Here is a 13095-nt window from a genome sequence, read left to right as displayed (position 1 = left end):
GGCCCGCGGCGGAGCCGCGGGCCGGGCGAAAACGCGGGGGCGGAGCCTTGCCGGGGGCGGGTAGGTTCGGAGCGTGACGAATCTTCCGGGCGCGAAGCTGATCCTGCTCACCACCACCCACCGGGTGGCCCCCGGCCTGCTGTCGTGGCCCGCCTGGGAGGCGCTGCGGTCGGCCGGGCGGGTGCTCGCCGGCGACGCCGCGCACCCGCAGCTGGCGGCGGTGCGGGCGGCCGGGGTCGAGGTGGAGGTGGTGGTGCCCGGCTCGGCGCCGACGCTCGCCCGGCTGTTGACCGGGCAGCCGGCCGGGTCGGGCCCGCTGGTCTGGCTGGGCAGCCCGGACGGCGATCCGGGGCTCACCGACGCGCTGGCGCGCCTCGCGGTCGAGCACGCGGGTGAGGTGCCCGAGATCGAGGTGCTGCCGGGCTCGTACGACCTGCCGGGCGCGCGGCTGCTGGACCTGGTCTCGGTGATGGACCGCCTGCGCTCGCCCGGCGGTTGCCCCTGGGACGCCGAGCAGACCCACGCCAGCCTGGTGAAGTACCTGGTCGAGGAGTCGTTCGAGCTGGTCGAGGCGATCGAGGAGGGGGATCGCGAGACCCTCCGCGAGGAGCTGGGCGACGTCCTGCTCCAGGTCTTCTTCCACTCCAGGATCGCCGAGGAGCACCCCACCGACGCGTTCTCCATCGACGACGTGGCGGGCGACATCGTCGAGAAGCTGATGTACCGGCACCCGCACGTGTTCGGGGACACCGAGGCGGAGGGCGCCGCCGAGGTGGAGGCGAACTGGGAGACGCTGAAGGCCGCCGAGAAGTCGGAGCGCGAGTCGGTGCTGGACGGTGTGCCGGCCGGGCTGCCGTCGTTGGCGTACGCGGCGAAGCTGGTGTCCCGGGTGCGCCGGGCAGGCTTCACGGGTGTGCCGGACGAGCCCTACGAGCTGCCTGCGGGGCTCACGGCGGAGTCGGCGGGCAGGCTGCTGCTCGCCGTGGCGCAGCGGGCGCACGACGCGGGGGTGGACGTGGACGCCGCGCTCCGGGCGGCCGCGCGCGGCTACCGGGACGCCGTGCGCGCGGCCGAGGGTCTCAAGGCCGAGTAGTCCGAGTAGCCCGAACAACCCCGGGCAGCCCGACCAGCCCCGGCGCCCCGACCACCCCCGGCCGAGCACATCCGTCAGACCGTCGCGACGTCCTCCACCGACCGGCGCTGCGCCGGGACGACGTCGCCGACGACCTCGGCGATCGCATCGCCGACCAGGGCGAGCAGTTCGGCGAGCCGCTCCAGGTCGAGGTGGTCGGGCAGTTCGGCGAGGGAGACGATGCGCTCGCCGTCCGGGCCGGCCACGCAGAACAGGTCGATCGGGCCGAGGTGCTTCTCGGTGGTGTCGACCAGGGCGGCGATGTCGCTCGGTCGGCGGATGTCGCCGCAGACGCCGACGACCGGGCAGCCCGGCCGGTCGAGTTCGGCGGCGAGGTCCTCGGCGATGCCGACCTGCTGGTCGGCGATGAGCACGCCGGCGGCGCCCGCGGCGGTGAACCGGCGGGCGAGGTCGGCTCCCGACCCGCCGGTGAGTACGGCGATGACCACGACTGCCCCGGTGACCCGCATGGTGCGCTCCTCCCTGTGGGCGGCTCCGCACCGGCGCCCACGCATTTTGCTTGCGGAGGATGGTAGGCAGGTCCTGATCCTCCGCAACAGGGATTACCCCTCAGGTGACCAGGCTCACGCCTGCCGCGCCCGAGATCCCCACCGGATACGGTCGACACATGCCAGTTCAGCCCGATTCAGCCCGCCCGCCGCTCTTCACCTGGGAGTTCGCCGCCGACCCGTACCCGGCGTACGCGTGGCTGCGGGAGCACGAGCCGGTGCACCGCACCACCCTGCCGAGCGGGGTCGAGGCCTGGCTGGTGACCAGGTACGCGGACGCCCGGCAGGCGCTCGCCGACAGCCGCCTCTCGAAGAACCCGCTCCACCACAGCGGGCACGCCCACCGCACCGGCCGGGTCGGCATCCCCGGCGAGCGTCAGGCCAACCTGATGACCCACCTGCTGAACATCGACCCGCCGGACCACACCCGGCTGCGTCGGCTGGTCTCGAAGGCGTTCACGCCGCGTCGGGTGGCGGAGTTCGAGCCCCGGGTGCAGCAGCTCACCGACCGGCTGATCGACGGTTTCGCGCAGCGCGGCTCGGCGGACCTGATCCACGAGTTCGCCTTCCCGCTCCCCATCTACGCGATCTGCGACCTGCTCGGGGTGCCGGCCGAGGACCAGGACGACTTCCGGGACTGGGCGGGCATGATGATCCGCCACGGCGGTGGGCAGCGCGGCGGGGTGGGGCGCGCCGTCAAGCGGATGCGCGCCTACCTGGCGGAGCTGATCCACCGCAAGCGGGCCGATCCCGGCGACGACCTGATCTCCGGCCTGATCCGGGCCAGCGACCACGGCGAGCACCTGACCGAGAACGAGGCCGCGGCGATGGCCTTCATCCTCCTCTTCGCCGGTTTCGAGACGACCGTCAACCTGATCGGCAACGGCACCTACGCGCTGCTGCGCAACCCCGGGCAGCGGGCGCTGCTCCAGGACTCGATCGCCCGTGGCGAGAGCGCCCTGCTGGAGACCGGGATCGAGGAACTCCTGCGCTACGACGGGCCGGTGGAGCTCGCCACCTGGCGCTTCGCGACCAGCCCGCTGACCATCGGCGGGGTGGAGATCCCGGTCGGCGACCCGGTGCTGGTGGTGCTCGCGGCGGCGGACCGGGACCCGGCGCGGTTCGCCGACGAGAACACCCTCGACCTGGCCCGGACCGACAACCCGCACCTGGGCTTCGGGCACGGCATCCACTACTGCATCGGTGCTCCGCTGGCCCGGTTGGAGGGGAGGTCGGCGCTCACCACCCTGCTCACCCGGCTGCCCGATCTGCGACTCGCCGAAAGCCCGGAGAACCTCCGCTGGCGCGGTGGCCTGATCATGCGTGGACTTCGTGACCTCCCGGTGGAATTCACCCCCGAGAAGCCGTCCGCGGAACCGTCCACCGAGCCTTCGACCGGCCTCTGAGCAATCCGTGCGGCGATGCCCCGGCCGTGTCTCGATCTCGACCATTCGAGCCTCCGACACGCTGACGGGGTGTCGCTGTTCTGCTCTCACCGGGGGTCTGAATCACCATCAATCAGGACATAGCCCTGTTGTTGGTAGGCGATCGGCCACGCGCCGTAATTTATGTGTGATACCTGCGATATGAGCTTGTTATTGATGTGAGGATCTGTCTACCCTCCCTGGAGTTCGCAGCTGCGGACCTCGTGCGCGGAACGCCGAATCCTGCCCGCCGCGTCACGGGAAACCGACCAGAACCCTTGGGCAGGGGCGGGGGAACCAGGTTTGTTGCCGTCCCCCACGGCTTGGGGTGAAGCCGCCCGCGCGGGCCGAAAGACTCCGCGTCACGCGGCCGGGCCACCTCCCGGTCCGAACCCGACAGCTCACCTCGCAGGCGTGCGGAGAGGGAAAACGTCATGCTCTTCGTCGGAACCGGCCGTCATCGTCGTCGCACCCAGACCGAGAAGGCCATCGCCGTGGCCGGTGTGGCCGGCGTCGGACTCGCGCTGCCGCTGCTCACCGCCACCGGCGCCTCCGCCGCCCCGGCCTCGACCTGGGACGCGGTCGCCCAGTGCGAGAGCGGCGGCAACTGGAGCATCAACACCGGCAACGGCTTCTACGGGGGCTTGCAGTTCACCCCCAGCACCTGGAAGGCGTACGGCGGCACCTCGTACGCGCCGCAGGCCCACCAGGCCAGCAGGGCGCAGCAGATCTCGGTCGCCGAGAAGGTCCTCGCCTCGCAGGGGCCGGGCGCCTGGCCGGTCTGCTCGCAGAAGGCGGGCCTGACCAAGGGCGGCGCCGCGGCCCCGGTCGACACCTCCTCGGACGCCGAGCCCGCGGCCCAGCAGCCCGCCGCGCCGAAGCCCGCGCAGTCGAAGCCCGCCGCGCCGAAGCCGGCCCAGTCGAAGCCCGCTCAGAAGCCGGTCCAGCAGCAGGCCCCGAAGCCCGCCGCCCAGCAGCCCGTCCAGCAGGACGCGCAGCAGAAGCCCGGCTGGGACGCCGACGCGAAGGTCTTCTGGTACCAGAGCAACGGCGCCTGGTACTGGACCAGCCACCAGGGCGTCTACCAGCAGTACGCGGGTCAGGCCGCCGGCCAGTACGCGGGCCAGGACAGCCGCCCGGCCGCGGCCCACGGCGCCCCGGTCGCCGCAGCCGCCCCCGTCGCCCAGCAGCGCGCCGACCACGGTTACACCGTCCAGTCCGGTGACACCCTGTCGACCATCGCCACCGCCCAGGGTGTCCAGGGCGGCTGGCAGACGCTGTACGACGGCAACCGCGGCACCGTCGGCACCGACCCGAACCTGATCCTCCCGGGCCAGGTGCTCGACCTCGGCTGACGCCCGCCGGTGCGGTGGCTCCACGAAGGGGGCCGATCAGGCCCCCTTCGTCCGCATCTGTTCCCCTTTCATGGGGCAACCAGGTGAACTACCGGTGGGTAGCCGGGCCACACGCTGAGACGGGACCGAGGTCGACGTGGTCCCGAGAGCCCGTGCGGTTAGGCTCTGGTCGTAACGACTCCGCAACCATCCGGCCGACAGCACCCATCGTCAGCCGAACCTGCTTCCGCTAGGAGATGCCTCGTGCCGTCCATCGATGTCGTCGTAGCCCGTGAGATTCTCGACTCGCGTGGCAACCCCACGGTCGAGGTCGAGGTCGGCCTCGACGACGGCAGCACCGGCCGTGCCGCTGTCCCGTCGGGTGCCTCCACCGGTGCCTTCGAGGCGCTGGAGCTTCGCGACGGTGACAAGAACCGCTACTTCGGCAAGGGCGTGGAGAAGGCCGTCCTGGCCGTCATCGAGCAGATCGGCCCCGAGCTGGTCGGCTACGACGCCACCGAGCAGCGCCTGATCGACCAGGCCATGCTCGACCTGGACGCCACCCCGGACAAGTCCTCGCTCGGCGCCAACGCGATCCTCGGCGTCTCGCTGGCCGTCGCGCACGCCGCCTCCGAGGCCAGCGACCTGCCGCTGTTCCGCTACCTGGGCGGCCCGAACGCGCACGTCCTGCCGGTCCCGATGATGAACATCCTCAACGGTGGCTCGCACGCGGACTCCAACGTCGACATCCAGGAGTTCATGATCGCCCCGATCGGCGCGGAGTCCTTCTCCGAGGCCGTCCGCTGGGGCGTCGAGGTCTACCACACCCTCAAGGGCGTGCTGAAGGAGCGCGGCCTGTCCACCGGCCTCGGCGACGAGGGCGGCTTCGCGCCGAACCTGGACAGCAACCGCGAGGCCCTGGACCTCATCACCGAGGCCATCCAGAAGGCCGGCTACGTGCCCGGCAAGGACATCGCGCTCGCCCTGGACGTCGCCGCCTCCGAGTTCTACCAGGACGGCGCCTACCAGTTCGAGGGCAAGGCGCTCTCCGCCGCCGAGCTCATCGAGTACTACGCCGAGCTGGTCGCCTCCTACCCGCTGGTCTCCATCGAGGACCCGCTGGACGAGTCGGACTGGGACGGCTGGAAGGCCATGACCGTCAAGCTGGGCGACAAGGTCCAGCTGGTCGGCGACGACCTGTTCGTCACCAACCCGGCCCGCCTGGCCAAGGGCATCGAGACCGGCACCGCCAACGCGCTGCTGGTCAAGGTGAACCAGATCGGCTCGCTGACCGAGACCCTGGACGCCGTCGAGCTGGCCCAGCGCAACGGCTACCGCTGCATGATGTCGCACCGCTCCGGCGAGACCGAGGACGTCACCATCGCCGACCTCGCCGTCGCCACCAACTGCGGCCAGATCAAGACCGGCGCCCCGGCCCGCTCCGAGCGCGTCGCCAAGTACAACCAGCTGCTGCGCATCGAGGAGATCCTCGACGACGCCGCCGAGTACGCCGGCCGCGGCGCGTTCCCGCGCTTCCGCTCTGCGGAGTAACAAGCACGAGGGCCGAGCGCGCCCAGTGGCGCAAGCCTGACCGGTGCCCCGCCGTTCACCCCGTAGGGTGGACGGCGGGGCACCGTCGCGACCAGGAGGGGATACGGGAGATGGCAGGCTGGAGGATCCCGGGCTTTGCCGCCCGGCCTCGCTTCACGAGCCGGGCGACCGTCCTCGTCCTGGTGCTCTGCTCCCTGGTGGCGATCCTGGCCTACCCGACCAGGCAGTTCATCTCCCAGCGTTCCGAGATCTCCGCCCAGCGGGCGAAGGCCGAGCACGCCCGGCAGCAGGTCGAACAGCTGCGCCGGGAGAAGGCCCGCTGGCAGGACCCGGAGTACGTCAAGGCGCAGGCCCGCAGCCGGCTGCACTACGCGATGCCGGGGGAGACCCCGTACATTGCGGTGGATCCGGCGGGCCGGGGCGCCACCCCGTCCTCCGTCGCCCCGCCCGCCTCGTCCGACGGCGTGGCCGCCGGGCCGGCGAAGGCCGCCAAACCCTGGTACGCGAGCGTCTGGGACTCGGTGGACGCCGCCGACACCGCCGCCCTCGCCCCGCCCTCTCCACCCGCCCCCGCCTCTGCTGGAGCCAGCTCCCCCCATGACCACTGAGAACCACCCCTCCGTCTCCGACACCGATGTCGCGGCCATCGCCGCGCAGCTCGGCCGGGTCCCGCGCGGCCTGCGCTCGGTGGCGCACCGCTGCCCCTGCGGCAACCCGGACGTCGTGGAGACGGCCCCCCGGCTCGCGGACGGCACGCCGTTCCCGACGCTCTACTACCTGACCTGCCCCAAGGCCGCCTCGCTGATCGGCACGCTGGAGGCGGACGGCGTGATGAAGGAGCAGACCGCCCGGCTCGCCGAGGATCCGGAGCTGGCCGCTGCCTACCAGAAGGCGCACGAGGACTACATCGCCCGCCGCGACGCCATCGAGGTGCTGGAGGGCTTCCCGAGCGCCGGCGGCATGCCGGACCGGGTGAAGTGCCTGCACGTGCTGGTCGGCCACTCGCTGGCGGCCGGCGAGGGCGTCAACCCGCTCGGCGACGAGGCGATCGGCATGCTGGAGGACTGGTGGGCCAAGGGCCCCTGCGTCTCCGCCGCCGAGGTCGAGGCCGCCGGTGAGCGGGTCGCGAGGAACCGCGCCAAGGAGCAGGACCACGAGGCCGTGATCGCGGCCAAGCAGCAGAAGGCCGCCGAGCGCGCCGCCAAGCGGGCCGCGCAGGAGACCGCCGAGGAGGACGGGGCATGAGCGTCACCCGGGTCGCCGCGATCGACTGCGGCACCAACTCGATCCGCCTGCTGGTCGCCGACCTCGACCCGGAGACCGGTGCGATCACCGACCTCGACCGCCGGATGATCATCAACCGGCTGGGTCAGGGCGTGGACCGGACCGGTCGACTGCACCCGGACGCGCTGGCGCGCACCTTCGCGGCCTGCCGTGAGTACGCCGAGGTCATCTCCGGCTTCGGGGTGGGCCCGGACCGGATCCGCTTCGTCGCCACCAGCGCCTCCCGGGACGCCGAGAACAGCGACGAGTACGCCAAGGGCGTGCGCGACATCCTGGGCGTCGGGCCCGAGGTGGTGAGCGGCGAGGAGGAGGCGCACCTCTCCTTCGTCGGTGCCACCAAGGAGCTCACCGGCGGCCGGTTCCCGGCGCCGTACCTGGTCTTCGACCTCGGCGGCGGCTCCACCGAGTTCGTGCTCGGGGCGGAGGACGTCCGGGCCGCCCGCTCGGTCGACATCGGCTGCGTCCGGCTGACCGAGCGCCACTTCGCCGGCGCCGAGCTGCCCTCGGCCGAGCAGGTCGCCGAGGCGCGGGCGCACGTCCGGGCCGAGCTGGACAAGGCCGAGGAGGTCGTCCCGCTGACCGGAGCGGCCACCCTGGTCGGCCTGGCCGGGACGGTCACCACCGTGTCGGCGATCGCCCAGGACCTGCCCGCCTACGACTCCGAGCGGATCCACCACTCGCGGCTCGGCCGGGAGCAGGTGGCCCGGATCGCGGCCGAGCTGCTCTCCGCCACGCACGCCCAGCGTGCGGCCATCCCGTCGATGCACCCCGGTCGGGTGGACGTGATCGCGGCCGGCGCGCTGGAGCTGCTGGAGATCATGGAGCGGACCGGCGCCGCCGAGCTGGTCGTCAGCGAGCACGACATCCTGGACGGCATCGCCTGGAGTATGGCCTCCTGAGCGGATGCGAGCCTTACCGACCCGGCCCCGGCACCCCTTCGAGGGGTCCGGGGCCGGGGCGCGCCCGGGGCTCTGCGGGAAAGTTCGTGAATTTCTTCACATGGCGATCCGGTCATTCGTCGTACCTGCCGGTCCGCTACGTCCGAAATGTGGGACCGAAGGCCCGTCGGCCGTGCGGACCGCTGGATCGCAGGTGACGCTCCCGCACAGGTTTGAAAATCGAAATCACGCGCGGGAACCCAGGCGTGCCATGGATCGTTGCTGCTCAGCCGGGCCGTTCGGGCGCGCATCCTCACCGGGGGGTCGGGTGGGCCGTGAGGCGGCTCCCCGGGGCTGCGAAAGCGGCCGCGAAGTGTAGCACAGGGTGTCCAGGAGCTTGTGACCGGCCTCACGAAGGCTGCTCCGGACGGTGCTGGATACTTTCGGATATGAGCACCACGGAGCGTCCTCGCATCCTCATTGTCGGCGGTGGTTACGTCGGCCTGTATGCCGCGATGCGCATCCTCAAGAAGATGCGCTATGGCGAAGCGACCGTCACGGTCGTCGACCCGCGGTCGTACATGACGTACCTGCCCTTCCTCCCCGAGGCGGCCGGCGGCAACGTCGCGCCCCGCAACCTCGTCGCGCCGCTGCGCAGCGCCCTCAAGAAGGCGGAGGTGCTCACCGGTGCTGTCACCGGTGTGGACCACGCCCGCAAGGTCGCCACCATCCAGCCGGCGGCCGGCGACTCGTACGAGCTGCCCTTCGAGTACCTGGTCGTCGCGACCGGCTCGGTCTCCCGGACCTTCCCGATCCCGGGTCTGGCGGAGCACGGCATCGGCATGAAGACGGTCGAGGAGGCCATCAGCCTCCGGAACCACGTCATGGCGCAGCTGGACAAGGCCGAGTCCACCACGGACGAGGCGATCCGCCGCAAGGCGCTGACCTTCGTCGTCGTCGGCGGTGGCTTCGCCGGTGTCGAGACGATCGCCGAGATCGAGGACATGGCGCGCGACGCCGCCAAGATCTACAAGACCGTCAGCCGTGACGACATGCGCTTCATCCTGGTGGAGGCGGCCAACCGCATCCTCCCGGAGATGGGCCCGGACCTCGGTCTGTGGACCAAGGAGAAGCTCGAAGAGCGCAACATCGAGATCTACATCGAGACCTCGATGGACTCCTGCGTCGACCAGCACGTCGTGCTGAAGAACGGCGTCGAGGCCGATGCCTCCACCATCGTGTGGACGGCCGGCGTGAAGCCGAACCCGGTGCTGGCCAACTTCGGCCTCCCGCTGGGCCCGCGCGGCCACGTCGACACCGCCCCGACCCTCCAGGTCAAGGGCTTCGACTACGTCTGGTCGGCCGGCGACAACGCCCAGGTGCCGGACCTCGCCGCCGGTGAGGGCGCCTGGTGCCCGCCGAACGCGCAGCACGCCGTCCGTCAGGCCGCCGTCCTCGGCGACAACGTCATCTCGGGCATGCGCGGCTTCCCGCAGGCCGAGTACAAGCACAAGAACCTCGGTGCGGTGGCCGGCCTCGGCCTGCACAAGGGTGTGGCGATCCTCTTCGGCAAGTACAAGCTGAAGGGCCGTCCGGCCTGGTGGTTCCACCGCCTGTACCACGGCGCCATGGTCCCGACCATGAACCGCAAGGTCCGCGTCTTCACCGACTGGACCCTGGCCGTGTTCCTGAAGCGCGAGGCCGTCGGCCTGGCCCAGATGGAGAAGCCGTTCGAGGCGTTCCAGGAGGCTGCGGCGCCCGCGCCGAAGCCGGTCGAGGCCGCCAAGCCGGCCGCCGACAAGGAGCTCGCCAGCAAGTAAGCGACTGCGACCCCGGTGTGGGAGCACCGGGGTATGAGTCGGAGGCCCTCCGCCCGGCAGCGTCGCCGGACCACGACCTCCGTGGTGCTCAGCCGGCCGTGCGACCGGGCGGAGTACAGAAGTACGGGAAGACCCCCACCGAACCCTCCGGTGGGGGTCTTCCCGTGTCCGGCGCCGGGGCGGTGCCCGGCGCCGGCGGTCAGTCGGTCTTGATGCTCTCCAGGATGTCCAGCTTGGACGCCCGGCGGGCCGGCCAGATCGCGGCCACCAGGCCGACCACGCCGGCCAGGGCGAGGAAGAGCAGCAGCTGGCCGAACGGCAGCGTCGTGGTCAGGCCCGCCATGCTGGACTTCAGCGTGCCGAGGATCCCCCAGGCCATGTAGCAGCCGAGCAGCAGGCCGATGCCGGCGCCGAAGAGCGAGATCACCACGGACTCCAGGCGGACCATCCGCTTGATGCCGCCGCGGTCCAGGCCGATCGCCCGCAGCATCCCGATCTCGCGCTTGCGCTCGAAGACCGACATGGCCAGCGTGTTGACCACACCGAGGACCGCGACGAGCACGGACATCGCCAGCAGGCCGTACATCATGTTCAGCGCGAAGGTGATGATCTGGCTGAAGTCGTCCCGGACGTCCTGCTTGGACTTGACCTCGATCACCGGGTTGGCGCCGGTGGAGTCCTTGAGGGCCTTCTTCAGCGAGTCGGTGGCACCGTCGGCGCCCTTGACCAGGACGTCGCTGATGTACGGCTCGGGATCGTGCTTGACGATCTCGCTGTTGGCCAGCACGACCGGGCCGAGCATGGCGCTCGCCTCGTAGACGCCGCCGACGGTGATCTGGCCCTTGGAGTCGTCCGGGTAGGTGACGGTCAGGGTCGAGCCGGTGGTGGCGTTGTTCTTCTTGGCGACGTCCGCGTCGATCAGGATCTGGCCCTGGGCGAAGTTGGCGGTCGAGCCGCTGGTCAGCTTGGCCGAGACCAGCTTCTCGAAGCTGTCCGCGTTCAGGCCGGTGATCGACTTGTTCGTGCCGTTCAGATCCCAGTAGACGGTCGTGAGCGGGGAGGAGGCCGTCACACCGGCGGTCTTGGCGACCTCGGCCGGGATCTTCGGTGACAGGCTCATGTTGTTCGCGGTCGAGATCAGGTAGTCGGCCTTCATCGAGCTGGTGACGGCCTTGTCGAGGGCTCCGCCGACCGAGGAGCCGATCACCGTCAGGCCGGTGACCAGGGTCAGGCCGATGGTGAGGGCGGCCGCGGTGGCTGCGGTGCGGCGCGGGTTGCGCACGGCGTTCTGACGGGCGAGCTTGCCGGGCGTGCCGGCCAGCTTGCCGAGCACCGGGCCGATCAGGGCGATCACCGGGCGGGAGAGCAGCGGCAGCAGGATGAAGATGCCGATCAGGGCGACCACGGCGCCGAGGGCGACCGGCACGCGGCCGTTGCTGTTGCCGGTGGAGGCGCCGTAGGCGATCAGTGCGCCACCGCCCGCGGTGAGGACCGAACCGATGATGTTGCGGATCAGCAGGCTCTTCTGGCTGCTCGGCTGGTCGCCGCTGCTCATCGCGGCCACCGGGGCGATCTTCGAGGCGCGCAGCGCGGGCAGCAGGGCGGAGAGGACGGTGACCAGGACACCGACCACCAGGGTGACCGCCACGGTCAGCGGCTTGAGCACCAACGAGCCGGTGGGCAGGCCGTCGTTCAGCGAGTGGACCACGGACTGCAGCCCGGCGCCGATCCCGATGCCGACCACCAGGCCGGCCGCGGCCGAGAGGGCGCCGATCACCAGGGCCTCGATCAGCACGGATGTGGTGACCTGCTTGCGGCTGGCGCCGATCGCCCGCAGCAGGGCGAGCTCCTTGGTGCGCTGGGCGACCAGCATGGTGAAGGTGTTGGCGATGATGAAGATGCCGACGAAGAGCGAGATTCCGGCGAAGGCGAGCAGCATGGTGCGCATGCCGTCGGTGCCGCTGGTGATCATCTTCTGCTCGTCGTCCTTGAGCTGCTGACCGGTCTCGGTCTCGATCTGCTGGCCGGCCGGGAGCTTCTGCTGGGCTTCGGCGAGCAGTGCCGCCTCGGTGGTGCCGGGCTTGGCGGCGAGCACGATGCTGCTGTAGCGGCCCGGCTCCAGCAGCAGTTGCTGGGCGGTGGCACGGTCGAAGAGGGTGAGCGTGCCACCGGTGTTCACCACCGGGTCGTCGGTGGTGAAGATGCCGGTGAGCTTCGCCTCGGCCACCGGGCCGTTGGAGGCGAACCGGACGGTGTCGCCGACCTTGTAGCCGCCCTTGTCGGCGGTCGTGCGGTCGAGCGCGATCTCCTTGGCCGTCTTCGGGCCCTGGCCCTCGGCCATCGGGTAGCGGGCGTCCTTGCCGTCCGTGCCGGGCGCGAAGTTGACGCCCTTCGCGGACCAGGCCTGGCCGATCAGGTTGCCGCTCCTGTCGGCGACGCCGGTGAAGCCGCTGACCACGCCGCGGGCGGAGGCGGCCCCGGGGAGCGCGCCGAGCTGCTGGACGGTGGCGTCGGTCAGGGTGGCCGCGCTCTTCTCGCTCTTCTCCCGGGCGGAGGCGGAGGAGCCGGCCGCCCGGTCCACGATCTGGACCGAAATGTCGGTGTAGCTCTTCGAGTTGCTGTCCCGCATGGCCTTGCCGAAGGTGTCGGAGAAGACCATGGTGCCGGCCACGAAGGCGGTGCCGAGCATGACGGCCAGCGCCGTCATGAGCAGTCGGCCCTTGTGGGCCAGCACGTTGCGCAGTGCGGTGCGATACATGGGGTGTCCTGAGGTCTACGAAGGGACGGGCTGCTGTCGGCGGAGCGTCAGCTCGTGCGGCCCTTGGCGTCGAAGCGGCGCATGCGGTCCAGGACGGTGTCGGCGGTGGGGTTGGCGAGTTCGTCGACGATGCGGCCGTCGGCGAGGAAGACGACGCGGTCGGCGTAGGCGGCGGCGACGGGGTCGTGGGTGACCATGACGACGGTCTGGCCGAGTTCGCGCACGGAGTTGCGCAGGAAGGAGAGGATCTCGGCGCCGGAGCGGGAGTCGAGGTTGCCGGTCGGTTCGTCGGCGAAGATGATGTCGGGCTTTCCGGCGAGGGCGCGGGCGCAGGCGACGCGTTGCTGCTGGCCGCCGGAGAGCTGGCTGGGGCGGTGGGTGAGGCGGCCGGAGAGGCCGACGGTC

General features: G+C 71.2%; 11 protein-coding genes and 1 riboswitch. Of the genes, 8 read left to right on the top strand and 3 right to left on the bottom strand.

Translation table 11 applies throughout. From position 1 onward, the window contains the following. The first annotated feature begins 73 nt into the window (after positions 1-73). Positions 74-1093 carry a MazG family protein gene (locus ACFVYI_RS41610; protein WP_387895166.1) on the top strand — a complete coding sequence of 340 codons (1020 nt, stop codon included), beginning with the start codon at positions 74-76 and terminating at the stop codon, positions 1091-1093. A gap of 74 nt (positions 1094-1167) precedes the next feature. On the opposite strand, the gene ACFVYI_RS41605 is transcribed toward ACFVYI_RS41610, so the two are convergent. After that, on the bottom strand, positions 1168-1602 hold the full coding sequence (locus ACFVYI_RS41605) for an SDR family NAD(P)-dependent oxidoreductase (protein ID WP_387895165.1): 435 nt from the start codon (positions 1600-1602) through the stop codon (positions 1168-1170). Between the two features lie 158 nt (positions 1603-1760). Here ACFVYI_RS41605 and ACFVYI_RS41600 point away from each other — a divergent pair, with 158 nt between their 5' ends. The 7 genes from ACFVYI_RS41600 (at position 1761) to ACFVYI_RS41570 (ending at position 9932) form a co-directional block, all read left to right on the top strand. Beyond that, a complete protein-coding gene (locus tag ACFVYI_RS41600) occupies positions 1761-3047 on the top strand; it encodes a cytochrome P450 (RefSeq protein ID WP_387895164.1) in 1287 nt (428 codons plus the stop codon). 275 nt (positions 3048-3322) lie between these two features. Continuing rightward, a riboswitch (cyclic di-AMP (ydaO/yuaA leader) is annotated at positions 3323-3496 on the top strand. Positions 3497-3499: 3 nt separating this feature from the next. Continuing rightward, positions 3500-4420, top strand: a complete 921-nt coding sequence (locus ACFVYI_RS41595; RefSeq protein WP_387895163.1) for a transglycosylase family protein — start codon at positions 3500-3502, stop codon at positions 4418-4420. Positions 4421-4663: 243 nt separating this feature from the next. Further along, the gene (gene eno / locus ACFVYI_RS41590; protein ID WP_387895161.1) at positions 4664-5950 is read left to right on the top strand and encodes a phosphopyruvate hydratase; all 1287 of its coding nucleotides are present in this window, start codon (positions 4664-4666) and stop codon (positions 5948-5950) included. Between the two features lie 110 nt (positions 5951-6060). Then, positions 6061-6558 (top strand): septum formation initiator family protein, encoded by a 498-nt coding sequence (locus tag ACFVYI_RS41585; RefSeq protein ID WP_387895159.1) that lies wholly within the window; start codon positions 6061-6063, stop codon positions 6556-6558. After that, positions 6548-7195 carry a DUF501 domain-containing protein gene (locus ACFVYI_RS41580; RefSeq protein WP_387895157.1) on the top strand — a complete coding sequence of 216 codons (648 nt, stop codon included), beginning with the start codon at positions 6548-6550 and terminating at the stop codon, positions 7193-7195. The genes ACFVYI_RS41585 and ACFVYI_RS41580 overlap by 11 nt, the downstream gene beginning before the upstream one ends. After that, the gene (locus ACFVYI_RS41575) at positions 7192-8133 is read left to right on the top strand and encodes an exopolyphosphatase (RefSeq protein ID WP_387895155.1); all 942 of its coding nucleotides are present in this window, start codon (positions 7192-7194) and stop codon (positions 8131-8133) included. The genes ACFVYI_RS41580 and ACFVYI_RS41575 overlap by 4 nt, the downstream gene beginning before the upstream one ends. A 428-nt stretch (positions 8134-8561) precedes the next feature. Further along, positions 8562-9932, top strand: coding sequence for an NAD(P)/FAD-dependent oxidoreductase (locus ACFVYI_RS41570; RefSeq protein WP_380580151.1), 1371 nt, complete (start codon positions 8562-8564; stop codon positions 9930-9932). Positions 9933-10131: 199 nt separating this feature from the next. Here the strand turns inward: ACFVYI_RS41570 and ACFVYI_RS41565 are convergent, their stop codons facing one another. After that, entirely contained in the window at positions 10132-12690 is a 2559-nt protein-coding gene (locus tag ACFVYI_RS41565) for an ABC transporter permease (RefSeq protein WP_387895152.1), read from the bottom strand. A gap of 47 nt (positions 12691-12737) precedes the next feature. Then, a partial coding sequence (locus ACFVYI_RS41560) for an ABC transporter ATP-binding protein (protein WP_387895150.1) occupies positions 12738-13095 on the bottom strand: 358 nt, incomplete at its 5' end.

The sequence above is a fragment of the Kitasatospora sp. NPDC058218 genome (genome assembly GCF_042882445.1).
Taxonomy (GTDB): Bacteria; Actinomycetota; Actinomycetes; order Streptomycetales; family Streptomycetaceae; genus Kitasatospora.
Note: the sequence above shows the minus strand (reverse complement) of the source record. Positions and strands in the feature narration are given on the sequence as shown.